Raw genomic sequence first — 26,024 nt, 5'->3', positions numbered from 1 at the left:
TCGACACGCACCGCTGTCACTGAAGGGTCCTCACGGACCCTTCTTTGGCGTATATATCATAGAATCGCGTGATCAGTTCCCCTTATTGCAACTATCAAAACACGTTGATATTGCTGATATGTCCTTCTCTCCATGAACAACAAAAAACCTTCTATACATACATGATGTACAGAAGGTCAAATTTAAATAATATAGTAATGGCGGAAAGAGTGGGAGTCGAACCCACGCACGCCTTGCGACGCCTAACTGATTTCGAGTCAGCCCCCTTGGACCACTTGGGTACCTTTCCACAGCAGAGTTTATTATACCGTGAAGAGTCTGAAATTGCAATCACAAACTACATCGGTAAGCCCTTTATTCCATCGTTTCTGACGGAGGTATCGTAGATCGAAGAACCTTCTTCATATTCTTCTCAAATTTCACACGCGGTACAAGTACACTGTGCTGACAGCCTACACATTTAATCCGAATATCCATTCCCATACGGATAATCTCCATTTCATTACTCCCACATGGATGTTGCTTCTTCATCTGTACAACATCACCCAATTGAAATACTTTACGTTCCATTCTTCTACTCCTCCCCGCCTTCTCTTATTGTGGATTGTTCCACCATCGCTAATTGTAAGGACTCTTCTTCTTCAAGCGCTCGCTTAATCACCATCTGAATTTGACGTTCTACTTCTTCTCGAGTATTAGGTAGACAATCCGCTACAATACGAATCGCATATTCGCTTGTACTTAATGTTTGAATACCAAGTACATCAGGCGTTCTGATCATTTCCATACTACCCTCTTTTATACCCTCTGTGGCTCGCTGTATAAGTTTAAGCGTATCTTCTAGATGATGTTCATTCTTCATCGGAATATCTACAATTGCCAATGAATTAGATAATGAGTAGTTAGTCACCGTGGTAATCCCCCCATTAGGCAAAATATAAACTTCACCCGTATGGCTTACGATTCGAGTAGTCCGAATTCCGATCATTTCCACTGTACCTCTAAAAGCACCTGTCTCGATCACATCACCCACTGCGAACTGATCCTCTAGTATAATGAAGAATCCAGTGATCACATCTTTAACCAAACTTTGCGCACCGAATCCTATGGCTAGACCCAGCACTCCTGCACCTGCAAGCAGCGGAGCTAATTCAAAATTAAATTCAGCTAAAACGATCAGAACCATAATAAAGTTACACGCCACTGAAGTTACATTTTTCATTAATCCACTCACAGTCACAAACCTACGCGGATTCATTCTTAGCTTACTATTCTCCTGACGAGCCAATGATCGATCGATCAGCTTGTATACCACCTTAATAACTAAACGGCTCAGTAAGAAAATAACAATAATTCGTATGCCTGCAATGAGAACTGTTATCCACATATCCCCGTCCGTTATCCAGTTCCATACCTTATCCTTAAATCTCAGAACCTCCATGATGGCTGCCTCCGCATCCTCACTACCAACTTCCAAATATGGCAAGGCCATTCCTCCTTACATCTAGATGACTTCATAATGCTCTAAGTTGTTTTTCATAAATATCCCCCGGATCTCAACCTTCTCTTGTTCAATGATGTTCTGAACAACAGCTAACTCCTCACTAGGAAAAAGAATAGATAATGCGCACCCGGCTGTGACATCTTTAGGTGTTGGGAACAAGTCGATCTCAATATCTGCATATTCCAGCAACATCTCAGCCCTCAATGCCTGCTGCGTAGAATCAAATGCAATAAGAAGCCATTCTTCCATCATGCAGCCTCCTATTTCATATTTACAACATCTAATTACCATTCGATTTAATAGATTCAATAGAACCTACGTATAAATAACCCTCTTCGTCCATATACTAGATACTACTATCTGCCAATGAAAGGAAGATCCTATGAGCCCTCTTTCTAAACCGATCTCAAATCAGCAACCTTCTTGCTTAAAAATACCATATACCGACCCTGAAATCCATTCAGTACTTACTCATCGCTTACTCTTTCACCTTTCTCAGGTAAAAGAAGGTCAGCCCATTATTGTCGTATGCGTAGGTACCGACCGATCTACAGGGGATAGTCTCGGTCCACTCGTAGGCACTTCATTATCTCGTTATGAGAGTCACCTATTCCATATCTACGGCACTCTAGACGAACCTGTTCATGCCGTTAACCTGCAAGAAAAGATATCTACCATATACGAAACTTATCATCAGCCATTCGTCATCGGTATTGATGCCTGCTTAGGGCAATCTTCTAGCATTGGTTGTATCCAGATCATAGATGGTCCTCTAGCGCCAGGAGCTGGGGTACATAAACAATTACCGCCTGTAGGCGATATCCATTTAACTGGAATCGTTAACGTCGGCGGCTTCATGGAATACTTTGTTTTGCAGAACACTCGTTTAAGTCTAGTCATGCGGTTATCTGATATCATTGCGATTAGTTTATACAGTGCGATTAAGGAGTGGAAGTCCCACTCAACAGTTTTTGCTTTGCGAGAGTAATAGCTCGCTTCTCCTCTGCAGTCAAAGTGTATGTTGAATCACCTTGTTTGAGTGGCTTAGCGTATATATAGGAATTATCCCTATTATAGATCGATGTAAGCACAATACCATTGGAGTGATCGTCGATGATCGCAACGGAGAAACTTAGGTCACTGCCACGTTCTTCAAACGCATTGTATTTTATAAGTCCAACATTTCCTTTGACAGACTGCAGCTTTTTCAGAGTGTCTTCTAGCATTTCTCCCTGTTGACCATGATCATCTTGCAACCGATCAAGTTGTAATTTCAGATCAATAAGGAGACTCTCTAAATTCTCCACGCCACCGCCAGACATCATCTGCTCATATCTACGACGCAATTTATTTAATTTAGATAGTTGCTTAAACATCAAAATTAACAATACCAACACAACAAACATAATGATGCCTATATATAGTGCTAAATGTTCTATGATTAAATCGTTGAGATCTGACATTGATGCTTCATTCCTTTTCCTGGACTTAAAATCAACAATTCTTTAGAGTGAAATCTGCCACTTTCATTTACACAGTTGTTTCATGGCCTTAATGAGCGTGTCCATTTCAACGTCTGTTGTATCCACCCCTACACTAGCACGTACAGCACCACTTTTATCCGTTTGCACGGCATAATGAGCAAGGGGGGTACAATGGAACCCCGCTCTTACAGCAATACCGTATTCACGATCTAGTCGAAAGGCAATCTCAGATGAGTCATACTTTTCTACCACAAAAGAAACAATGCCCGTACGTGGGGCTCCCTTATCTGGACCTAGTAACGTAATACCTGGTATGTCGACCAATCCATCCATGAGTTGTTGAGTGAGATTCCACTCATGACTATATATCCTCTTAGGGGTAAGTTCAATCACCTTCTGAACTCCTACTTTCAGACCTGCAATCCCAACCGTATTGGGTGTCCCTGCTTCATAACGATCGGGTCGAACAGAAGGCTGTTCCTTCTCCTCAGACTGACTCCCTGTTCCCCCATGAATAAGCGGCTCCAGGTCTACTTGAGGTGCGATATACAGCCCTCCAGTCCCTTGAGGCCCTAACAATCCCTTATGACCTGGAAATGCCATCATATCGATATGCATTCGCTCCACATCAATATCCAGAATTCCCGCACTCTGTGCCGCATCCACTAAGAAGAGCACGCCATGTTTGCGAGCTAATGCGCCGATCTCCTCAACAGGTAATATGCTTCCTAATAAATTAGAACTATGTGTGCATACCACCAAACGTGTGGGTTGTTTCAACGCAATTTCTACATCATTAAGATTCAATTCACCTTTGCCATTGACCTTTACGTAATCCACCGTAATCCCAAGCGTCCTCTTCAGATACTCTAACGGACGACGAACGGAGTTATGTTCCACCATCGTAGCAACGACGTGATCTCCTTCTTGTAGGATACCTTTTATCGCCATATTCAGTGCAACCGTTGTATTATTAGTAAAGGCAATGTCATTAGGATTTTTCACACAGAACAGTTTAGCCAATTGCATCCTACTTTCGAAAAGAACACGACTAGCCTTAACGGCCATCGCATGACTTCCCCTCCCAGGATTAGCAGCGGACTCCTCCATAGCAACCTGCATAGCTTGGATTACAGCTGGGGGTTTAGGCCATGAGGTGGCTGCGTGATCTAAATAAATCAATTAATTCAACCTCCTCAAGACACGGAAAGACATACCTCCTCCCTACATAAAGGAAAAAACAAGATATGTCTCTCTGCATTTACAGCATTCATAACTATTGCAACAATTCCAATAGTCTCTCTAAATCCTGCTTGCTATAATAATTCAATTCAATCTTACCTTTATCTTTATTTTGTTTAATTTTCACTGTTGTTCTAAAGCGATCTCGAAGTGATTCTTCCACATGATCAATATAAGGATCGATTTTCTTCGATGTTGGTTTTTGAGTTTCAGCAGGCTTACGATCTAAATGTTTCACCGTTTCCTCTAACTCTCTAACACTCCACTCATGCTCAACACATTGTTTGGCTAACTGTTTAATGATGTCTGTATCTTTAATTCCCACAATAGCTCTTGCATGCCCCATTGATAATGTTCCACGTGAAACATATTCCTTCACTTCCGCGGGCAACGCTAGCAAGCGCAAAAAGTTAGCAATATGAGATCTAGACTTCCCAACTTTTAATGATAGCTCCTCTTGCGTTAAAGAATACTGATCCATCAGTCCTTGATAGGCGACTGCGATCTCCATCGCATTTAAATTCTCACGTTGTAAATTCTCAATTAGGGCAATCTCCATCACTTGTTGATCGCTGAAATTGCGTACAACTGCTGGTATTGTCGGTTTACCGCAATATTGAGACGCCCGAAACCGACGCTCACCGGCGATGATCTCAAATCCCTTAAGAACTTTACGAACGATAATAGGTTGTATAACACCGTGTTGACGAATAGACTCTGCTAATTCATGAATAGCTTCCTCTTTGAATTCTTTGCGTGGCTGATACGGATTGGCACGCAACTGACTCAACGGAATCTCTACAATTTTATCATCATCATTAATAGAAAGTGATGGAATTAAAGCGTCTAATCCCTTCCCCAAGCGCTTACTCATAAGAAATCACTTCCTTTGCCAACTCTAAGTAAACTTCTGCCCCTTTAGAGCGTGGGTCATACGTAATAATCGATTGCCCATGTGATGGTGCTTCACTCAAACGGACATTTCTAGGGATAACCGTTCGATATACTTTGTCCTGGAAGTATTTCTTAACTTCCTCGATCACTTGAATTCCTAGATTCGTTCGAGCATCAAACATTGTTAATAAAACTCCCTCAATTTTTAACGAGGTGTTTAGATGCTTTTGAACTAACCGAATAGAGTTAAGTAACTGACTTAAGCCCTCTAACGCATAATATTCACATTGAATAGGTATCAATACGGAATCAGCTGCTGTAAGTGAATTGATCGTTAAGATTCCAAGTGATGGTGGACAATCAATCAGGACATAATCATACATATCTTTGACTAAATGTAATGATTTCTTCAACCTTTGTTCTCTAGAAATGGTCGGAACCAATTCTATTTCCGCTCCAGCCAATTGAATTGTAGCAGGGATAATATGTAGGCCTTCTACATTGGTATGTGCGATGGCGTCTTTAGGGTGAACTTCATTAATAATGACATCATAAATGCAATTCTCTACATCAGCTTTACTAATACCAACTCCACTTGTTGTATTCCCTTGTGGATCAATATCAACGAGAAGCACTCTTTTGCCTAATGAAGCCAAGCAAGCGCCTAGATTCACGGAAGTGGTCGTTTTCCCAACCCCACCCTTTTGATTTGCTATGGCAATAATTTTGGACACTTATTTCACCTCAATAATATATTGGACTCCTCGTGTTGGTTGTGAGATATGGGTTTGCCCTATTCCGCTTCTACCACTTATGATCTCTTAGGAATTTTAATTACAATTTCATAGTGATCATCATGGTCTTTCTCAGTCGTCTTGATCGACATTCCAGATCCGGATACCATATCAATGGATTGTCTAATGGTGTTTAATGCTAAACGAACATCTTTAGAATATGATATACGCTTTGATTTCTTAACGTGAACAGTCTCTTTATAATAAGCAACTCTAGCTTCTGTCTGCTTAACATTTAATTCTTTAGCTATAATTTCTGATAGTAATTTAAGCTGTAGTTCTTCCTTTGGAAGTGACAATAGAGCACGTGCATGACGTTCTGTTATTTTCCGTTCCATTAAAGCTAACTTTACAGTTTCAGGAAGATGTAATAACCGAACCTTATTAGCAATCGTAGATTGGCTTTTACCCAAGCGTTGAGCCAGGCTTTCCTGTGTTAATTGATGTAATTCAATGAGGTTCTGATAAGCTATAGCCTCTTCAATGGATGTTAATCCCTCACGTTGCAAGTTTTCTATCAACGCGATAGAAGCCGCCTGTGAATCGTTGAAATCCCGAACTATCGCAGGAATGGTCTCAAGTCCAAGCTTCTTAACAGCTCGCCATCTGCGTTCCCCTGCAACAAGCTCATACTTATCATTGCGGAAACGAACAACAATAGGTTGGATGACTCCTAATGTTTTAATCGTCTGACACAACTCATCTATTTTGCTATCGTCAAAAATGGTACGTGGTTGATATGGGCTAGATACGATATCCCCAACCGGGATTTGCTTCACTTCATCCGCATTATTTCGTTCGGTTAGACCAAATAACTTAGAAAATTGTTCTTTCATTCCGTATATTACCACCTAGTTTCATAATAGCACTGAATCACCGCGAGCCAATCTGTTTAATCCATTTCGCTATGCCTTCAGAGCCTTCTAAACACTACACAAAGCAGAAAAAAACACTGCACTTTGTATATTTATGGACATTCTACTTTTTTGTAAGAGTCAATCTTCCGCATTCTGTTGCATGAGATTCCTTCTAACCTATTCTATCACCTTTTCTAATATAATCCTATTCTATCAGCATCATTATTTTTCATCTTTTATTGATGTTATATATGACTATATCCCGTTAAACAAGTAGAAACGGCTTCGCCGTCCTTTTTAAAGTTTAATATTCGTCTCTGCAGAAATATAAGGAATAGAGTATTACATGTATCTTATACTTTCTTATATTTTAAAGAAAAAATATGCCTTCTCCGGTTTATGGAGAAGGCATATTTTGATTTATCTATAATGTTTCACGTGAAACATTATATTGGCTTTCTATATTAAAGGGGCCTTAGCTGCAACACCTGGACTTCTTGGATATTTCTGAGGTGTGGCAGCTCTCTTTTGCACAAAAACGATATGACGCTCAGCTTCTTCCACTGGAAGAGTGAATTGCTCAACTTTACTAAGTTTACCTTTTAATTGTTTGAAACTATACGTTGCTTCTTTAACTTCTTCTGTAGGATCACTGCCTTTCATTGCAGCAAATGTCCCATCCACACGTACAAAAGGTAGACACCATTCATTCAGCAATGCTAGCTTTGCTACTGCTCTAGCCGTTACTAAATCGAAATGATCACGATACCCCTGTTTCTGTCCCCACTCTTCTGCTCTTCCATGAATGAGTTCAACACCTGTGAGATTTAACTTCTCAACGATATTTTTAAGAAAGGATATCCTCTTATTAAGTGAATCAATAATCGTTAACTGTAGATCTGGGTAACAAATTTTAAGCGGAATACCTGGAAACCCTGCTCCAGATCCGATATCAGCCAACGTCTTTATCTTATCCATATCCATGAAGAATGCTAGAGAAATAGAGTCGTAGAAATGTTTCGTATATACGGGTTCCCGCTCCGTTATCCCCGTTAAATTCATTTTCTCATTCCAACTCACCAATTCCTTGAAATACATTTCAAATTGATCTAATTGTGTTTCATTTAACTTGATTCCATGCTCCTGGAGGCGACTGGTGAACGACTGTTGTATAGAATCCATCATCTAACCCCTTGCCGCAGTTACTCGATTATAATGTTCAAGATATATCAATAGAACAGAAATGTCCGCCGGTGTAACACCCGCAATTCGAGTTGCTTGACCAATTGAAAGTGGACGAATCTTAGCTAGCTTTTGCCGTGCTTCAATAGCAAGTCCCTTTATTTCTTCATATATGATAGAATCAGGAATTTTCTTTTTCTCCATCTTCTGTAACTTCTCCACATGCATCATTTGCTTTTCTATATAACCCGCATACTTAATTTGAATTTCAACTTGTTCCTTCATTTCATCGCTTAATTCATACGGCGACGGTGAAAGTTGCTCAATGTGACTGTAGTTAATCTCAGGTCGACGCAAAAGAACCAACATACTACTACCATCCTGAATTTGAGACGACTCCGATGCTTCCAAGAGCGCATTCACTTCACTAGGTCTCGCCTTCTCTATACGTAAACGTTCAACTTCAAGCTCAACCGTTTCCTTTTTAATTAAGAATCTTTCATATCTTTCATCTGTTATCAAACCGATCTCATGTCCAATCGGCGTAAGACGCAGATCTGCGTTATCATGACGAAGCAATAACCGATATTCAGCACGTGATGTTAATAGACGATACGGTTCGTTGGTTCCCTTAGTCACCAAATCATCGATTAATACACCAATATATCCCTGAGATCGATTAAGAACGATTGGTTCCTTCCCTTGCACTTTACGTGCAGCATTAATCCCAGCGATAACCCCTTGTGCTGCTGCTTCCTCATAGCCAGATGTTCCATTGATTTGACCCGCAGTAAACAATCCTGGCATTTTCTTCGTTTCAAGCGATGGCCATAATTGTGTCGGTACCATAGCATCGTATTCAATAGCATAACCATTACGCATGATTTCTGCTTTTTCCAAACCTGGAACAGAATGCAACATAGCAATCTGTACATCCTCTGGCATACTTGTTGACAAGCCCTGTACATAATACTCTGCTGTGCTCTTACCTTCAGGTTCTAGGAAGATTTGATGCCTTGCCTTGTCACTAAAGCGGACAACTTTATCCTCAATAGATGGACAATAACGTGGCCCTGTTCCTTCAATAAGACCGGAGTACATAGGAGCACGATCAAGATTAGCCATAATAATCGCCTGTGTCTCAGCAGTCGTATAAGTTAACCAACAAGGAAGTTGCTCATTGGTGGAAGATACCGTCTCATGGGAGAAGAACTTAGGATTCTCATCCCCTGGTTGGATCTCCGTCTTGCTGAAGTCAATCGTATCCCTATGCACACGCATTGGAGTTCCTGTCTTGAAACGTACGAGCTCGAAGCCATGCTCACGTAAATTCTCTGCTAGTTTTACTGATGGTTGTTGATTATTAGGTCCACTTTCGTAAGTTAACTCACCCATAATCACCTTGCCGCGTAAATAGGTGCCTGTCGTTAACACAATCGATTTAGCTCGGTATTCGGTACCCGTCATCGTGAGGACACCTACGCATTGTCCCTCTTCAACGATCAACTCATCAACCATTCCCTGACGCAGGGTAATGTTCGGTTCCTTCTCTAACGTTTCCTTCATTGTATGCTGGTATGAGAATTTGTCTGCTTGAGCCCGTAGTGCATGCACTGCTGGGCCCTTCCCTGTGTTTAGCATCCGCATTTGAATAAATGTCCGATCAATATTCCGACCCATTTCACCACCAAGCGCATCAACTTCCCGCACAACATGCCCCTTGGCAGGACCACCGATCGATGGATTACATGGCATAAAGGCCACCATATCTAAATTAATCGTAATAACTAATGTTTTACAGCCCATTCGAGCAGCAGCTAAGGCAGATTCTACCCCAGCATGGCCCGCTCCGATCACGATCACATCATAATTGCTTCCTATATAACTCATCGTCCTACCCCCTTTATTTACCCAAACAAAATTGTGAAAAGATTTGATCAAGCAGAGAATCCCCCGCCGTATCACCAATAATTTCTCCAAGCTGTTCCCAAGCCAAACGAACATCAATCTGAATCATATCTATCGGAATAAGTTGCTCAGCAGCATCATAGGCATCTTGTAATGACTGATTTGCATTCTTTAATAAGGAAATATGTCGAATATTGCTTACATAAGTCAGATCATTCGATTCCAATTGACCGTTGAAGAATAACTTGGATATGGCATTCTCCAATGCATCAATACCTTTTTGATCCTTTATGGACATTTGAACAATAGACGCCTCATCAAAGTAACGTTTTACTACATCTATATCTATTTGGGATTGTAAGTCCATTTTATTCATAATCACAATGCATTGTCTACCACGGATTTGTTCCATTAATACCAATTCATCCTCATGTAGAGGCTGACTTGCATCTAATACAAGCAATATGAGGTCTGCCTCATTCACAGCATTCTTAGATCGTTCTACCCCAATCTTCTCAACAACATCCATCGTATCACGAATACCTGCCGTATCTAGTAACTTTAATGGAATATTATTAATGGTAATGAATTCTTCTATGACATCACGTGTCGTTCCAGGAATATCCGTTACGATCGCTTTATTATCATGTGCTAATGTGTTTAACAAAGAGGATTTCCCCACATTGGGACGACCTACAATGGCTGTCGTGATTCCTTCGCGAAGGATCTTACCTTCCTCTGAGGTCTTTAATAACTTCGTAATTCCTTCCATAACTTCACTACACTTCTCCATAATAAAAGAAGATGTCATCGACTCTACATCATGCTCGGGATAATCAATATTCACTTCAATATGAGCCAGCGTCTCAATCAACGTAAATCTTTGATTGATAATTTGCTGTGAAAGATCGCCCTTCACTTGTTTCAATGCAATAGAAAAGGCACGATCTGACTTCGAGCGAATAAGATCAATAACTGCCTCCGCTTGTGATAAATCAATTCGTCCGTTCAGAAATGCACGCTTCGTAAATTCGCCTGGCTCAGCCAACCGAATATTCTGTTGCAATAACAAGCCCATCACACGCGTAACAGAGATCACTCCACCATGCGCACTGATCTCCACGACATCCTCCATTGTAAAAGACCGAGGTGCCCGCATCACTGTTGTTAGTACCTCTTCAATCTGCTCTCCTGTGTGAGGATTAATAACATGTCCATATTGAACCGTATGTGAATCAGCTTCAGTTAGCTTTATCCGACTTTTAAATATTCGTTCTACTTCTATAATCGCTTCCGGACCACTAACACGGATGACCGCAATCCCTGCTTCTCCAACTGCTGTGATAATGGCTGCTATAGTATCACTAATCAACAATGTCACCTCTTCCTATAAAATATAAAAAGCAATGACTCTAATACACTTACCAGAGAGTCATTGCATCTATATAGATTGAACTAAAGTTAACACTCCCTAAACTCTATAGATTCTAGTGAAACCACGAATATGAGGGTTGGTCTTTAGTCTTTAGTTCATTCTATCTATTTAATCTCGTTACCTTAACGAAATGACTACACGCCTGTTAGGTTCTTCGCCTTTACTGTAGGTCTTCACCAGTTTATGATCCTGAAGCTTGGCATGAATCACCTTACGTTCTTGAGAGGACATTGGCTCAAGCACAACCTCTTTATGAGAACGAATCACACGTCCTGCCAAACGATCTGCGAGTTCCTCTAACGTCTTCTTGCGGCGTTCGCGGAAATTCTCAGCATCAAGAATAAGTCTTATATAACTATTCGATGCACGATTGGCTACAATGTTCGCTAGGTATTGAAGAGAATCCAATGTCTGGCCCCTTCTACCAATCATAAGTCCCAAATCAGGTCCAAAGATATGGAGTGTTGTTGCTTCTCTTGAATGCTGCATCTCTACCTGCACGTCTAATCCCATACTTTTACCAACATCAAGAATGAATTGTACTGCTATGGCATAAGGGTCTCCCTCTACTAGATCATGATTGCTAGAATCAAATAGAGGCTTTACCGTCTCGGCAACTGGATTTGGTGCTAATTCCGGAAGTAAAGCAAGTTCTACTTTCGCTTCCCTGACACCAATCAGTCCCAGGAATCCTTTTGACGGCTGCGAAAGTATATTAACCGTAACACGGTCTTGGCTAACCCCGAGTTTGGAAAGTCCCTTATTTACAGCTTCTTCAACGGTTTTTCCTGAAGCGATGACGTTGCTCATTTAGACCTTTTTGCCCCCTTCGATTTCTTCTTAGGATGATTATGATTTGTTTTACCTTTAGCTTGGCTTCCTTTAATATTTGATTTACTGCTACCTACTACAGCAACACCAGAAACATTAGCTGTGTTAGGATTGTTACGATAAAGGAAATAATTCTGTGCTAATGTATACAGGTTACTGAAGAACCAATATAACGGTAAAGCAGATGGGAAATTGTATGACATGAAGAATATCAATACCGGATAGACCATCATCATGAACTTCATAGCCCCTTGTTGTGGCGACGGGTTCATCTTCATCATCATTTTAGTCTGAAAGAATGTCGTAATGGCAGCTAAAAAGGGAAGAATAAATGTTTTGTCCGGTTCTCCAAGTTGTAACCATAAGAACTCACCATGACGTAATAATTCATTTCCATAAATAGAGTTATAAAGAGCGATAAATATTGGCATCTGAACAATTAAGGGTAAGCACCCCGCCATTGGATTTACCTTATTCTCTTGAAATAACTTCATCGTTTCCTGTTGTTGTTGTTCCGGGTTATCCTTATACTTTTCTTTAAGCTTAGCGAGTTCAGGCTGAATAGCTTGCATCGCTCTAGAACTTTTTACTTGCTTAATGGTTAACGGCAATATAAGTGTCCGTACAATAATCACCATTACTAATACGGCTAGTCCGTATTGACCACCGAACCAACTGGCGAACGTATCTAGTGCTGAAGCGAACCAGTAAACAACGTTTCTCTGCCAAAATCCACCTTCAAGTAGTTGATCAGTGGTCTTCGCAACTGCTCCACCTGTTCCACAACCCGCTAATACGGTCATTGCAAAAATCATCATGGTGAGGAGGATCCATTTCCTTCCCCGGCTAGTCTTCAATCGTGACACTCGATAACCCCTCTCTTAACGCTTACATTTCATAGTAAATCATATCATATTCCGAGGGACAAATAAATATAGCTTCATTGCTTCGTGGCCTTCAGAAGTGACGCTTTGCGTAACACATGCAGAATACTCTTTTCCAAGTCCTTATAGGTCATATTTAGAGCACCTTTACGTACAATAAATACGAGGTCAATGTGTTCTATCAATTCTGAATCATGATGACGCACAATTTCCTTCACCAATCTTCTCATACGATTACGTACAACCGCATTCCCTACCTTTTTACTGACTGAAATACCAACTCTGAATTGCTCTACTTCTCTTTTGCGGAACCAGTAGACCACAAATTGATGATTGGCAAATGACTTTCCATGACGATATACGCGACTGAAATCAGCCCGGTTTCGTAAACGTAAACTTTTATGCACGAGTCTCTCCCAATTTCACTTCATTATTATAATCTATCTTCCTACTTATATTATAGGCACTCTTCAGAACCCATAAACCAATCATATCATTATAGTACTTAATAGTTACTTTTCTTATTGTTAAGAAAAAAAAGACCACCTGAGTGGTCTTCATGCACGCTCACATTTATGCACTCAATATTTTTCTGCCTTTTAAGCGACGAGCAGCCAAAACTTTACGGCCGTTTTTCGTGCTCATTCTTTTACGGAAACCATGAACCTTAGCGCGTTTACTCACATTTGGTTTAAAAGTCGGTCCCATGTATTGCACCCCCTTACAGGAATTTATATCATAGATTAACCATTCTCATAATCACGAAAATGCCTTTACACATTATAACCATGTAGACACGTAAATGTCAACTTCCTACCCCTAAGTATCAACTTCCTCCAAGTCGTCTTCTACCATTATAGCCTTATTTTTTTGCCAGAAGGGGATAACGTAAGAAAATCGCCCACAGAAATATCATCACCAGCAATAATCACCTTCCGCTTCCGCCTTCTCCTCCTCGTCTATCAATTGTAGATACAACAATTAAATCCTCTCCATATTCTTTGTTGCTACTATTTGCTGCAACGAGTACATCTCGTAACTCGAAAACCTCCGCTTTCACAATTCACCCTAAATTTTATACTTTCTGCTATGTTCAAAAAGTTCTCCACAGGTCATGAAAAAATAAAATAAAAAAATAAACTTATCCACTTGTTCATAATAATATCATTTTCGATTATTTTTAGCACAAGCTGTGCATAAGTTTATTTGTATTTTACAAGATGCTGTCGAAATTTTAACATGATATAAACAATATCTTGTGGTGTGCATAAAAATTATACACAAGTTATTGGGTTTGTGGATAAAATGGCACCAATCATTGAAATTAGGCGGTTCTTTTGCTATGATGGTAATACTTTTTGATGTGAATACATGTGTTATGCCTCAATATTATCAACAAGCTGTGGATAAAGTTGTGAACAAGTTCAATTTATCCATTTTTTTATGTTTTTCCGCTTCTGAGTTTTGGGGATAAATAGATCCATATTCGTTTTATTTCGACATTTTCTCTCATGGCATACGCCAGATTTAGATGATTTAAAGGAGTGACAATATCTGTGGAAAGCCATACTTCCGAACTATGGCAGCAAATTTTATCTATTATTCAGACCAAGCTAAGTAAGCCCAGCTTTGATACTTGGTTCAAAGCAACAAAAGCGACCTCAATGAATAATCAAACCATTGTCATATCTGCCCCTACGACATTTGCTGTCGAATGGCTTGAAAGTCGCTATACCAAACTGGTGGGTTCCACTCTATTTGAAGTTGTTGGTAAGCAGCTTGATGTTAAATTTGTGATCGAAGAGACCAAAATTGAGGATCCCATGCCTTCTTTCTCCTCTCCAAAACCTCAAATTTCCCATGAAGAGTCTATGACCCATATGCTTAATCCCAAATATACGTTTGATACATTCGTTATCGGATCAGGTAACCGATTTGCTCATGCAGCATCTTTAGCTGTTGCAGAAGCCCCAGCCAAAGCCTATAACCCTCTATTTCTATATGGTGGAGTTGGACTAGGAAAGACGCATTTAATGCATGCGATTGGTCACTATGTACTGGAGCATAATCCAAACAGTAAAGTGGTCTATCTATCTTCAGAGAAATTTACAAACGAATTTATTAATTCGATTCGAGACAATCGTACGGAAAATTTCCGCAATAAATATCGTAGCGTTGATATTCTCCTCGTGGATGATATCCAGTTCCTTGCAGGTAAAGAATCTACACAGGAAGAATTTTTCCATACATTCAATGCTCTCCATGAAGAACGTAAACAAATTATTATTTCTAGTGATAGACCGCCCAAGGAAATTCCAACGTTGGAAGAACGTTTACGTTCTCGGTTTGAATGGGGCTTGATTACGGATATCCAACCTCCAGATCTCGAGACGAGGACTGCGATTTTGCGTAAAAAGGCAAAAGCTGAAAACTTGGATATTCCCAATGAAGCAATGATGTATATCGCGAATCAGATCGACACGAATATACGTGAATTAGAAGGCGCTTTGATCCGTGTAGTAGCCTATTCATCTCTGACAAATCAAGATGTAACTACTCATTTAGCAGCAGAGGCACTTAAGGATATTATTCCTTCAAGCCGTCCTCGAATGATCACAATGCAGGATATTCAGCAAAAGGTTGGAGAATACTACAACATGCGAATGGAAGACTTTAAAGCCCGTAAGCGGACAAAGGCTATCGCATTCCCTAGACAAATTGCTATGTATCTTTCACGAGAATTAACCGACTTCTCTTTACCCAAAATTGGTGAAGCTTTCGGTGGTAGAGATCATACAACCGTTATCCATGCTCATGAGAAAATAACTCAATTACTCAAGGTAGACCAAGAGCTATTTAAAGTGGTCAATAACCTCATAGATAACATCAAAAATCCAACCTGAACAAGTCCAAGCCTATGCACAATCTATACACATGTGGATAGGCTTGGCTTTATTAAGCTATTTAGACTTATACACATATCCACCGCGCCTATTACTATTACTAATAAAAGATATAAAGAATAATCATCTATAAAGAGGGTGAAAAAGGTCTACATTTCTGACCCAATTCCCGAATTTCCCCAAGGAGTGAAATTATGAAAATTAACATTCTCAAAGATTATTTAAACGAATCGATCCAACAAGTCTATAAAGCCATTTCAAGTCGGACGACTATTCCTATTCTGACTGGGATTAAAGTAGACGTGAATCATCAAGGAGTTACACTTACAGCAAGTGATACCGATATTTCAATTCAATCATTCATTCCTGTTGAAGATGATAAAGGGACGATTGTCCAAATCGAGGAAACAGGCAGTGTTGTGCTCCCTGCTAAGTTTTTTGTGGAAATTATTAAGAAACTTCCTTCTCAAGATATTCATATGGAAGTGAAGGAACAATTCCATACTTTTATTTCATCAGGTGCAACAGAGATCCAAATGGTAGGTCTAGATCCAGAGGAGTTCCCCATTTTGCCAGCTATTGAAGGTAATCAGACCGTTTCTATTCCAGGTGATCTATTGAAAAATATGATTAGACAAACGGGATTCTCTATTTCTACGCATGAAACAACACCTATTCTTACAGGTGTCCTATGGAACTTGGAAGATAATGAACTGAAATTCACTGCGACCGACCGTCATCGCCTCGCAACACGTTCAGCTTATTTGAATGCTGCGGATGTTAAGTTCAATAACGTTGTTATTGCCGGTAAAACGTTAAATGAATTAAGTAAAATTGTCCCTGATCAGAATACGCTAGTCGATATCGTCGTATCCGATAATCAGGTGTTATTCAAAATTGACCATGTTCTTTTCTATTCACGAATTCTCGAAGGGATTTATCCAGATACTTCTAGGATTATTCCGTCAACGTATAAAACAGAACTGATTGTCGATACCAAAAAATTAAGTGAATCAATTGATCGGGCTTATTTACTCTCCAGAGAAGAAAAAACGAACATCGTAAGATTACAAACGTTAGAAAATGGTGGAATTGAAATATCCTCGAGCTCGACTGAACTGGGTAAGGTACGCGAAGAATTGGAATTAATAGACTTTAAAGGGGACCCACTGCGTATTTCCTTTAACTCTAAATATATGTTGGACGTTCTAAAAGTAGTCGAAAGTGAGCAATTAATGATTGCTTTCACTGGGGTGATGAGTCCGATTGTGCTCAAGCCAATGGATGACAGCCAAAGTCTATTTGTTATTTTGCCGTATAGAACTAATAATTAAGGCTTACGCCTAATTGAATGTGAAAGGAACAATGGTATGAACAAAATTATTATCCAAAGTGAATATATAAAGTTAGATACGTTTTTGAAGTTATCTAATTGTGTATCAACAGGTGGAATGGCTAAAGCTCTAATTCAAGAGGCAATGGTCTTAGTCAACGGAGAATTAGAGGAACGACGTGGTCGTAAGTTATATCCTGGAGATATTGTGAAAGTGACGGATGAAGGTACGTTTGAGGTTACTAAGGAGTCATGATCTGCACCTCAAAGCCCACAGCTTCTCAAGCTGAAACGGCTACATCGTCCTTTTGAAGGACGATATCCGTCTCTGCAGAAATATAAGAAATGGAGTATGAAGTGAAACTTATACTTTCTTATATTTGAACATATGGGTGGAAAATGAGGAGGATACGATGTGTTTGTAAAGAACATCAGCTTGCAGCATTACCGCAATTATGAACATTTGCAGCTGGATTCCTTTGGTGATGTGAACCTTTTGATTGGTCCTAATGCTCAAGGGAAAACGAATCTACTGGAAGCTATCTTTGTACTGGCACTTACTAAAAGTCACCGCACGTCCAAGGATCGTGAGCTTATTGCCTTTGAACAAGTGGCAGCTCACGTATCTGCCACTGTTGAGAAGAGATATGGACCCCTTTTACTAGAGTTAATGTTGTCCCCCCAAGGGAAAAAAGCGAAGATCAATGGGCTTGAGCAGCGGAAATTAAGTGAATTTATCGGTTCTCTGAATGTGGTGATGTTCGCACCAGAAGACTTGGAAATCGTTAAGGGAACTCCAGGAATTCGTCGGCGATTTCTCGATATGGAGATTGGACAGGTCCAGCCAAGCTATCTATATCATTTACAGCAATACCAGAAAATATTGATTCAACGAAACAACTTTTTGAAGCAATTATGGGGTAAGGATGATACGCAGCAGGGATTGTTAGACATCTGGAATGAACAACTTGTGGAACATGGTGTTAAAATTATAAGAAAAAGGAAACAATTTATAATTAAGCTGCAGAAATGGGCAGAGACCATTCACCACGGGATTACAAACGGTAGTGAAGATCTCCAATTACGCTACGTTCCATCGTTCGGAGAAGCAGAAGAGGAAGATGAAGCTGTTTTATTCGAGCAATTTATGATAAAGTTAGGACAATTGAAAGAACAGGAAGTTAGGCGCGGCATGACACTTACGGGGCCTCACCGTGATGATGTGACCTTTTTTATAAACGGTAAGGAAGTACAAACTTACGGTTCTCAAGGACAGCAGCGGACGACAGCCTTGTCGCTCAAATTGGCGGAGATTGAACTAATCAAAGAAGAGATTGGTGAATATCCTGTGCTTTTGCTAGATGATGTTCTATCTGAGCTTGATCCCTATCGTCAGACTCAACTCATCGAAACATTCCAGAGCAAAGTACAGACATTCATTACCGCTACTGGGGTAGAGAGTCTGAATGCAGACAAATTAAAAGGTGCACATATTTACCATGTGAATGCAGGTCAGGTGGGTTCCTAAAAGAGTGGAGGGTCACGATGTATATACATTTGGGCGGAGAAAGAGTTATTCGGTCTTCAGAGCTCATTGCTATTTTTGACATATCCATTGAGAAATCATCTAAAATATCCAAGCAATTCATAACTCACGTCAAAGAGGAAAAAACATTAGTTAATATCGGTGAGGAAGAGCCTAAGTCCATCGTTGTAACGAGAGACATTGTCTTTTACTCTCCCATTTCCTCGACTACTCTTAAGAAAAGAGTTAACGTGTTCTATGCTAATGCTTAGCGTTATCGTTATATGATCTAGAATATATAGAAGTAGGTGAAGGCATGTCTATGAATGAACCAAGTTATGATGAAAGTCAGATTCAGGTACTGGAAGGTCTAGAAGCTGTTCGTAAGCGGCCGGGGATGTATATAGGATCAACTAGTGCAAAGGGCTTGCATCATTTAGTATGGGAAGTTGTGGACAATAGTATCGACGAAGCAATGGCCGGTATATGTGATCACATAGAAGTTACTATTCACCAAAACAACAGTGTGACGGTTGTCGATAATGGACGGGGTATTCCTGTAGGAGAAGAATCCAAGATGAAACGCCCTGCTCTAGAAGTCGTTATGACTGTATTGCATGCGGGTGGTAAATTCGGTGGTGGCGGGTATAAGGTTTCAGGTGGTTTGCACGGTGTAGGTGTATCGGTTGTGAATGCTTTATCCGAAAAGGTTGTTGTAACGGTTAAACGTGAGGGACATATCCATCAACAGGAATACCGACGTGGCGTGCCTCAGTATGACGTGAGAGTGATCGGAGATACGGACGAACATGGAACAACGGTTACCTTTCAGCCAGATCCTGAAATATTCACAGAGACAACGGAGTATGATTATGCGACACTCCTAACACGTATTCGGGAAATTGCCTTCTTGAATAAAGGTATTACCTTGACGCTTGTTGATGAAAGAACTGACGTTTCCAACCGTTTTATGTATGAAGGTGGAATTAGTGAGTACGTCAAATACTTGAATGAGAAGAAAGAAGCGCTTCATGAGGAGCCTATTTATGTGGAAGGTTCACGTGATATGATCCAAGTCGAAGTTGCCTTGCAATATAACGATAGCTATACGGAGAATATCTATTCGTTCTGTAATAATATTAATACGCATGAAGGCGGAACGCATGAATCCGGCTTTAAGAGCGCGTTGACGCGGATTGTAAATGATTATGCTCGCAAAACAGGCGTCATTAAAGATAGCAACTCTAATTTATCTGGTGATGACGTACGTGAAGGATTAACCGCGATCATTTCAGTTAAAATTCCAGAGCCACAGTTCGAGGGACAGACGAAGACGAAGCTTGGTAACAGTGAAGTTCGTGGAATTGTGGAATCATTATTCGGGGAGAAACTACAAGAGTTCCTAGAAGAGAACCCAGCAGTATCCCGTCGGATTCTAGATAAGGGCCTACAGGCCTCAAGAGCTCGAGAAGCAGCTCGTAAAGCTCGTGAGCTAACGCGACGTAAGAGTGCATTAGAGGTCAGTGCATTGCCAGGTAAACTAGCAGATTGCTCCTCGAAGGATGCATCTATCAGCGAGCTTTATATCGTGGAAGGGGACTCTGCTGGAGGATCAGCCAAGCAAGGTCGAGATCGACATTTCCAAGCGATTCTCCCTCTACGTGGTAAAATTCTAAACGTTGAGAAAGCTAGACTAGACCGTATTCTTTCCAATGCTGAAATTAGGAACATGATAACAGCTATGGGAACCGGGATTGGTGAAGAATTCGACATCAGTAAAGCTCGCTACCACAAGGTTATTATTATGACGGATGCGGATGTTGATGGAGCACATATTCGGACACTCATGTTGACATTCTTCTATCGCTATATGAGAAAACTCATTGATGCAGGCTATGTCTATATTGCACAACCCCCTTTATATAAAGTGGAACGCAATAAGGTCATCAAATATGCGAACACAGAGAAGGAAAGAGATCAAATCATTAGTGAATTTGGAGCTAATGCTAAATTCAATATTCAACGTTATAAAGGTCTTGGAGAGATGAACGCAACGCAACTATGGGATACTACGATGGATCCAGAAACACGGACAATGCTTCAAGTGACCATTGATGATGCAATGTTAGCGGATAATATGTTTGATACGCTAATGGGCGATAACGTAGAGCCACGACGAGACTTTATTTATGAACATGCGAAATCAGTTAGGAACTTGGATGTTTAAAAATAGGATTGAAATAAGATGAAGAGAAGGTGCTTTCAAAGCACCTTCTCTTTTTAATACTGCGGTTTACAATGATGTCAAGAGTACTTTACTTTTTTTTGGAATCTCCCATAGGATACTGCATACCGATGAATTCGCTGATACACTTCTTTGTCAGAAATATATTTTTTGAAGGGGAATAAGGCGGGAAGGGTATTTACCTCTAAAATCCAGAATGAATCCTCGTTATCTATTGCGATATCAAGTCCAAGTTCTTTAATATTAGGATATTTCTTTTGAAGCTGTTGAGCGACGGAAACACCTAACTTTTTAAGTGATTGTTGTAGGTTAAATACTTCCATAGTGTTCTTGTAAGGGGACATCAAGGTTTCGAATGTTTGGCATTGTCCACCACTATGATGATTGGTTATGACTTTATGAGGGGCTGCCACACGACCAATGATACCTGTTGTTATCCATTGATGATTAGGGCTCTTTTGAGTAAGAATGCGTAAGTCGAAAGGGCAATTGTTATAGCGTAACAAGCGAATGCCTTGTTGGATCAAATAAGTACCATTGTGGATATGGGTTTTAAGTCTAAGATGCAGTTCATTAATGGACGTAATCACTTGTGTTTCAGTAGCATAGCGAAGTTCATATATGGTGGTGTGGACTTGGTGATCATCGTTGAGTAGGAGCTTGTCGTGTGGATCCATGATATTAGGTTTTATTTGTTCAATACATAATACTCCGCGACCATAGGTACCTATGTCGGGCTTCAAGAAGACGAGGGTGAATTCATTTAGCATACGTACTAAGGCATCCGGTGAGTATTTACACGTAACAGGAATATGTGAGGAGATATGTTCATTCTGCAGGAGCACTTTGGTTTTGGCCCATTTGCTTGAGATACGCTGAATAGCCAAAAGTATTCATCCTTTCAACATTCTATTTTTGATATAACAGATCGTGAAAAATTAGGACAGGGTAGTAAAACAATGGTATACTGTGAGATAGGGATTTATTAAATATTGTATGAATATGCGGTTTAAGAGGGCAGGGCACATCACTATTTCTTAACATTAAATCAGTGTTTTTCTCCTTTTATCATATATAACGTTTAATTGTTCGGCTTTTGAGAAAGTAATATAATTAAGATTACCTTTTTTTTATATATTTCATTGATTGATTGGTTGATAGGAATTGGAGGAGGTACAGCATGTCGGAGGAATTAAACTCGCAAATTAAGGACCGGGATATCGGGGTAGAAATGCGCGAGTCGTTTATGGACTATGCGATGAGCATCATTGTAAGTCGGGCTTTGCCGGATGTAAGAGATGGATTGAAGCCGGTGCATCGTCGTATTCTGTATGCTATGAATGATTTAGGGATGACCCCGGATAAACCATTTAAGAAATCAGCAAGAATTGTCGGTGATGTTATCGGTAAGTACCATCCGCACGGTGATACAGCAGTATACCAAACGATGGTACGGATGGCGCAGGACTTCTCGATGCGTTACATGCTTGTGGAAGGCCATGGTAACTTCGGTTCGGTTGATGGCGATATGGCTGCAGCGATGCGTTATACGGAAGCTCGTCTTTCTAAGATCGCAATGGAAATGTTAAGGGATATTAACAAAGAAACGATTGATTTCCAACCTAACTATGATGGTGAAGAACATGAGCCAATGGTATTGCCAGCGCGTTATCCTAACTTGTTAGTGAACGGGGTATCAGGGATTGCCGTTGGGATGGCTACCAATATTCCACCGCATAATTTAGGTGAAGTCATTGATGGCGTTCAAGCTTTGATTAAGAATCCGGAAATTACTCCTCTAGAATTGATGGAGTATATCAAGGGACCGGACTTTCCAACCTATGGATACATATTAGGACGTTCGGGAATTCGTCAAGCCTACCAGACGGGTCGTGGATCTGTAACGATGCGTGCTAAGGCAAATATTGAAGAGAATAATAATAGAGCTCGTATTGTGATCTATGAACTTCCCTATCAAGTAAACAAGGCACGACTGGTGGAGAAAATTGCTGATCTTGTCCGTGAGAAGAATATAGATGGTATTACAGATTTGCGAGATGAATCTGACCGCAACGGTATGCGTGTAGTTATTGAATTACGACGTGATGTTAATCCGAATGTTGTATTGAATAACCTATACAAGCAAACGCCAATGCAGTCTACTTTTGGTATTAATATGTTAGCCATTGTCAATGGTGAACCGAAGACGCTTAGTCTATTTGATGTGTTGTATCATTATTTGGAGCATCAGAAGGTTGTCATCCGACGCCGGACTGAATTTGAACTCAGAAAGGCAGAAGCAAGAGCACATATTCTAGAAGGACTGCGTATAGCACTCGATCACCTAGATGAAGTTATTGCTCTAATACGTGGTTCACAAACGTCAGATATTGCACGTGATGGACTCATCAGTAGATTTGAGCTAAGCCTTGAACAGGCACAGGCCATTATGGAAATGCGTTTACAACGTCTGACCGGCTTGGAACGCGATAAGATTGAGAATGAATACCAAGAGTTGCAGAGGAAGATTGCAGAATTACGTGAAATATTAGCTGATGAATCGCTTATACTACAAATCATTAGTGAAGAATTGAATGAAATTAAGGAACGTTTCAATGATGAGCGTCGGACTGAAATTACAGTTGGTGAAGAGAGCATTCTAGATGAGGACCTTATTCCGCAAGAAGAAGTAATCATCACGATCAGTCACTCCGGCTATATCAAGCGTCTTCCTGCGAATACCTACCGTAACCAGAAGCGTGGTGGACGTGGCGTTATGGGAATGGACACGAAGGACCAAGACTTTGTTGAACATCTCTTCGTGACGAATTCACATCACTATCTCTTATTCTTTACTGATCGAGGGAAGGTATATCGACTCAAGGCTTATGAAATTCCTGATTTGAGTCGTACAGCGCGTGGCACAGCGATTATCAACCTGATCCAGATCGAACAGGGTGAGACCGTGAATGCCGTCATTCCGGTGCAGAAGTTCGAGAGTGAAGAATACTTATTCTTTGCAACTCGTCAAGGGGTCGTGAAGAAAACACCACTTGAAGACTATACGAACATCCGCAAAGGCGGTCTGATCGCTATCAACCTTCGTGAAGATGATGAACTCATCGAAGTGAAGCTTGTAACTAACGAAGAAGAGTTAATTATGGGTACGTCTCAAGGGATGTCTATCCGCTTCTCCGAAAGGGATGTCCGCTCGATGGGACGAAGTGCAACAGGGGTTAGGGGTATCCGTTTAGGAGATAATGATCAAGTTATTGGTATGGATGTCATCGATAAGGACCTGGATATCTTGATCGTTACTGCCAATGGGTACGGGAAGCGAACACCGGCTAGTGACTATCGTTCTCAGGGTCGTGGTGGTAAAGGAATTAAGACCATTAATGTGACAGAAAAGAACGGTGCGGTCATTGCTCTGAAAGTAGTGAAGAACGAAGAAGATCTAATGATTATCACCACACTTGGAACTTTAATCCGTACAAGTATGGAAGGGATCTCCACGATGGGTCGTTATACTCAAGGTGTTAAGTTGATTAATATACGTGAAGATGACGCCGTGGCTACAGTATCTCGTGTAGATAAGACAGAAGAAACAGATGAATTGCATGAGGATGAAGGTGAATTCGATGAATCTGGTTCTGTTACCGTCGTTCAGAGAACAGAATCTTTAGAAGAAGGTTCATCGGATGATGAGGATATCATTCTAGACGATTCTGATGATACGCTAGAAGATTAGAAATAAAGATTCGAAGCTTAACATTGATGTAGTAATACATCGGTGCCTAATAGTTAACCTACGAAATGACCCCGGTATTGTTACCGGGGTCATTTTTAATGGGGATAATAATATTAATTTTTATGCTGGTCTTCATATTTAGTATGCTGTAGATTGAAGGGTTTCACCCCTTATCGGGTTCAATCCATCCTTCCACCGTACATTTAATGAACTTGAATCGAATAAATCCTCACCGTCTGATATTTGGAAATGAAGATGTGCTTCACTCGAGTTGCCTGAATTACCGAGCTCCCCAATCTTATCCCCTAGTTTGACCTGATCTCCAGGATTCACTGTGACTGAGTCCTTTTTGAGATGTGCTAAGAAGCTATATTCTCCGCCATGATCGATAACGACTACGTTTCCTGCGGGTTCCTTTTCGTTCATGACACCTACCGGTTCATTGTCTGGAATATGATTGACTACCGATATAACTGTACCGTCTGCAGGCGCCAAGATGTCCTGACCAAAGGCGTAGTAACTATTATTTTTTAGTGGATCACCAGTGAATGAGTATCCGTTTTTAACCTGAACGAAGTCATATGCATATCGCTGACTTTCGTATTCATAATGGTAGTTCACGAGCATGTTTGATCCCCCCCAGAACACAAGCCAATCTCCGTGAAAAGGAAGCTCGTAGGTTGTTGTAGTTAGCATCTCATCTGTACCTGTCCAAGTGGAGAGGTTCATGATCTGGAGTCCCACGATGAAGCCTGTTTCATCGAATACTACAAAGATCCCCTTATCATGAGGGGTATTAAGCCATACTCGTTGGTCGCTACCATTGAGTTGCATAGCAGAAGCTTGTTCGAATGATTCAACCCCTTGGGTGAAGTCCTCAGCCATTTCGGCAAAATTAGCTTCGCTGATCTGCCCCTTAAATGCTGGACTGAAGCGTTCATAGATTTGACTATACCGCGCATCAAGCATCGCCTGAGGAAGCTCATCTGGTTTAAGATGGTTATCAGTGATTGTAATATCCTCCGAACTGGGCGTATTAATATTTGTATCTATTCCTCCTCCGCAAGCCGTCATTAAAGTAACAAGTGCTACCACAGCTAATATTGTCATTCTATACATTCCTGAAAGAACCAAATGGTTTAGCTTCTCTTTCATTCTTCATTCCCCCTTATATTAGTCATATGATCTTCGAACCATCTCATTGTAACAACCGAGTCTTATGTCTGGTGAAATGGTATATTAACTCACCCTT

At 40.5% G+C, this 26,024-nt stretch carries 26 protein-coding genes and 1 tRNA gene; 8 read left to right on the top strand and 19 right to left on the bottom strand.

Annotated elements, in window-relative coordinates:
• Positions 1-198 precede the first annotated feature (198 nt).
• From ACP8HI_RS22585 to ACP8HI_RS22570, 4 genes are all read right to left on the bottom strand, one after another.
• A tRNA-Ser gene (locus ACP8HI_RS22585) sits at positions 199-289 on the bottom strand.
• A 65-nt stretch (positions 290-354) separates the two neighbouring features.
• A complete protein-coding gene (locus ACP8HI_RS22580; protein ID WP_438348365.1) occupies positions 355-570 on the bottom strand; it encodes a DUF951 domain-containing protein in 216 nt (71 codons plus the stop codon).
• Between the two features lie 4 nt (positions 571-574).
• Positions 575-1,441 carry a mechanosensitive ion channel family protein gene (locus ACP8HI_RS22575; RefSeq protein WP_438351949.1) on the bottom strand — a complete coding sequence of 289 codons (867 nt, stop codon included), beginning with the start codon at positions 1,439-1,441 and terminating at the stop codon, positions 575-577.
• 63 nt (positions 1,442-1,504) lie between these two features.
• Entirely contained in the window at positions 1,505-1,753 is a 249-nt protein-coding gene (locus tag ACP8HI_RS22570; protein WP_438351948.1) for a DUF3343 domain-containing protein, read from the bottom strand.
• A gap of 133 nt (positions 1,754-1,886) precedes the next feature.
• Here ACP8HI_RS22570 and yyaC point away from each other — a divergent pair, with 133 nt between their 5' ends.
• Positions 1,887-2,492: a spore protease YyaC gene (gene yyaC / locus ACP8HI_RS22565; protein ID WP_438348364.1), complete on the top strand. Its 606-nt coding sequence runs from the start codon at positions 1,887-1,889 to the stop codon at positions 2,490-2,492.
• On the opposite strand, the gene ACP8HI_RS22560 is transcribed toward yyaC, so the two are convergent.
• The 13 genes from ACP8HI_RS22560 to ACP8HI_RS22500 form a co-directional block, all read right to left on the bottom strand.
• On the bottom strand, positions 2,446-2,967 hold the full coding sequence (locus tag ACP8HI_RS22560; protein WP_438348363.1) for a DUF4446 family protein: 522 nt from the start codon (positions 2,965-2,967) through the stop codon (positions 2,446-2,448). The genes yyaC and ACP8HI_RS22560 overlap by 47 nt on opposite strands.
• 63 nt (positions 2,968-3,030) lie before the next feature.
• Positions 3,031-4,170: an aminotransferase class V-fold PLP-dependent enzyme gene (locus ACP8HI_RS22555; protein WP_438348362.1), complete on the bottom strand. Its 1,140-nt coding sequence runs from the start codon at positions 4,168-4,170 to the stop codon at positions 3,031-3,033.
• Between the two features lie 94 nt (positions 4,171-4,264).
• Positions 4,265-5,104, bottom strand: coding sequence for a ParB/RepB/Spo0J family partition protein (locus ACP8HI_RS22550; protein ID WP_438348361.1), 840 nt, complete (start codon positions 5,102-5,104; stop codon positions 4,265-4,267).
• A complete protein-coding gene (locus ACP8HI_RS22545) occupies positions 5,097-5,858 on the bottom strand; it encodes a ParA family protein (RefSeq protein ID WP_438348360.1) in 762 nt (253 codons plus the stop codon). The genes ACP8HI_RS22550 and ACP8HI_RS22545 overlap by 8 nt, the downstream gene beginning before the upstream one ends.
• A gap of 77 nt (positions 5,859-5,935) precedes the next feature.
• A complete protein-coding gene (gene noc / locus ACP8HI_RS22540) occupies positions 5,936-6,754 on the bottom strand; it encodes a nucleoid occlusion protein (RefSeq protein WP_438348359.1) in 819 nt (272 codons plus the stop codon).
• 480 nt (positions 6,755-7,234) lie between these two features.
• Positions 7,235-7,957 carry a 16S rRNA (guanine(527)-N(7))-methyltransferase RsmG gene (gene rsmG, locus ACP8HI_RS22535; RefSeq protein WP_438351947.1) on the bottom strand — a complete coding sequence of 241 codons (723 nt, stop codon included), beginning with the start codon at positions 7,955-7,957 and terminating at the stop codon, positions 7,235-7,237.
• Between the two features lie 3 nt (positions 7,958-7,960).
• Positions 7,961-9,847 carry a tRNA uridine-5-carboxymethylaminomethyl(34) synthesis enzyme MnmG gene (gene mnmG / locus ACP8HI_RS22530; RefSeq protein ID WP_438348358.1) on the bottom strand — a complete coding sequence of 629 codons (1,887 nt, stop codon included), beginning with the start codon at positions 9,845-9,847 and terminating at the stop codon, positions 7,961-7,963.
• A 13-nt stretch (positions 9,848-9,860) separates the two neighbouring features.
• Positions 9,861-11,237, bottom strand: coding sequence for a tRNA uridine-5-carboxymethylaminomethyl(34) synthesis GTPase MnmE (mnmE, locus tag ACP8HI_RS22525; RefSeq protein ID WP_438348357.1), 1,377 nt, complete (start codon positions 11,235-11,237; stop codon positions 9,861-9,863).
• 180 nt (positions 11,238-11,417) lie between these two features.
• Positions 11,418-12,110, bottom strand: a complete 693-nt coding sequence (gene jag / locus ACP8HI_RS22520; protein WP_438348356.1) for an RNA-binding cell elongation regulator Jag/EloR — start codon at positions 12,108-12,110, stop codon at positions 11,418-11,420.
• Positions 12,107-12,997: a YidC/Oxa1 family membrane protein insertase gene (locus ACP8HI_RS22515; RefSeq protein ID WP_438348355.1), complete on the bottom strand. Its 891-nt coding sequence runs from the start codon at positions 12,995-12,997 to the stop codon at positions 12,107-12,109. The genes jag and ACP8HI_RS22515 overlap by 4 nt, the downstream gene beginning before the upstream one ends.
• A 74-nt stretch (positions 12,998-13,071) precedes the next feature.
• A complete protein-coding gene (gene rnpA, locus ACP8HI_RS22510; protein WP_438348354.1) occupies positions 13,072-13,422 on the bottom strand; it encodes a ribonuclease P protein component in 351 nt (116 codons plus the stop codon).
• Positions 13,423-13,588: 166 nt separating this feature from the next.
• Positions 13,589-13,723: a 50S ribosomal protein L34 gene (gene rpmH / locus ACP8HI_RS22505; RefSeq protein ID WP_068660895.1), complete on the bottom strand. Its 135-nt coding sequence runs from the start codon at positions 13,721-13,723 to the stop codon at positions 13,589-13,591.
• A gap of 220 nt (positions 13,724-13,943) precedes the next feature.
• Positions 13,944-14,075 carry a hypothetical protein gene (locus tag ACP8HI_RS22500; RefSeq protein WP_438348353.1) on the bottom strand — a complete coding sequence of 44 codons (132 nt, stop codon included), beginning with the start codon at positions 14,073-14,075 and terminating at the stop codon, positions 13,944-13,946.
• A gap of 496 nt (positions 14,076-14,571) precedes the next feature.
• Between ACP8HI_RS22500 and dnaA the strand changes: the two genes are divergently transcribed.
• From dnaA to gyrB, 6 genes are all read left to right on the top strand, one after another.
• The gene (gene dnaA, locus ACP8HI_RS22495; protein WP_438348352.1) at positions 14,572-15,918 is read left to right on the top strand and encodes a chromosomal replication initiator protein DnaA; all 1,347 of its coding nucleotides are present in this window, start codon (positions 14,572-14,574) and stop codon (positions 15,916-15,918) included.
• Between the two features lie 194 nt (positions 15,919-16,112).
• The gene (gene dnaN / locus ACP8HI_RS22490) at positions 16,113-17,252 is read left to right on the top strand and encodes a DNA polymerase III subunit beta (protein WP_438348351.1); all 1,140 of its coding nucleotides are present in this window, start codon (positions 16,113-16,115) and stop codon (positions 17,250-17,252) included.
• 36 nt (positions 17,253-17,288) lie between these two features.
• A complete protein-coding gene (gene yaaA, locus ACP8HI_RS22485; RefSeq protein WP_438348350.1) occupies positions 17,289-17,507 on the top strand; it encodes a S4 domain-containing protein YaaA in 219 nt (72 codons plus the stop codon).
• 159 nt (positions 17,508-17,666) lie between these two features.
• The gene (recF, locus tag ACP8HI_RS22480; RefSeq protein WP_438348349.1) at positions 17,667-18,779 is read left to right on the top strand and encodes a DNA replication/repair protein RecF; all 1,113 of its coding nucleotides are present in this window, start codon (positions 17,667-17,669) and stop codon (positions 18,777-18,779) included.
• A gap of 17 nt (positions 18,780-18,796) precedes the next feature.
• Entirely contained in the window at positions 18,797-19,048 is a 252-nt protein-coding gene (gene remB / locus ACP8HI_RS22475; protein ID WP_438348348.1) for an extracellular matrix regulator RemB, read from the top strand.
• A 44-nt stretch (positions 19,049-19,092) separates the two neighbouring features.
• Positions 19,093-21,003, top strand: coding sequence for a DNA topoisomerase (ATP-hydrolyzing) subunit B (gyrB, locus tag ACP8HI_RS22470; RefSeq protein WP_438348347.1), 1,911 nt, complete (start codon positions 19,093-19,095; stop codon positions 21,001-21,003).
• Positions 21,004-21,080: 77 nt separating this feature from the next.
• On the opposite strand, the gene ACP8HI_RS22465 is transcribed toward gyrB, so the two are convergent.
• Positions 21,081-21,908 (bottom strand): YheC/YheD family protein, encoded by an 828-nt coding sequence (locus ACP8HI_RS22465; protein ID WP_438348346.1) that lies wholly within the window; start codon positions 21,906-21,908, stop codon positions 21,081-21,083.
• A gap of 293 nt (positions 21,909-22,201) precedes the next feature.
• Here ACP8HI_RS22465 and gyrA point away from each other — a divergent pair, with 293 nt between their 5' ends.
• The gene (gyrA, locus tag ACP8HI_RS22460; protein WP_438348345.1) at positions 22,202-24,772 is read left to right on the top strand and encodes a DNA gyrase subunit A; all 2,571 of its coding nucleotides are present in this window, start codon (positions 22,202-22,204) and stop codon (positions 24,770-24,772) included.
• 138 nt (positions 24,773-24,910) lie between these two features.
• On the opposite strand, the gene ACP8HI_RS22455 is transcribed toward gyrA, so the two are convergent.
• Positions 24,911-25,927 (bottom strand): peptidoglycan DD-metalloendopeptidase family protein, encoded by a 1,017-nt coding sequence (locus ACP8HI_RS22455; RefSeq protein WP_438348344.1) that lies wholly within the window; start codon positions 25,925-25,927, stop codon positions 24,911-24,913.
• Between the last annotated feature and the right edge of the window lie 97 nt (positions 25,928-26,024).

This window comes from Paenibacillus sp. FA6 (assembly GCF_051550225.1).
Lineage (GTDB): Bacteria > Bacillota > Bacilli > Paenibacillales > Paenibacillaceae > Paenibacillus_AQ.
This window is presented reverse-complemented; position numbering and strand designations above follow the sequence as displayed.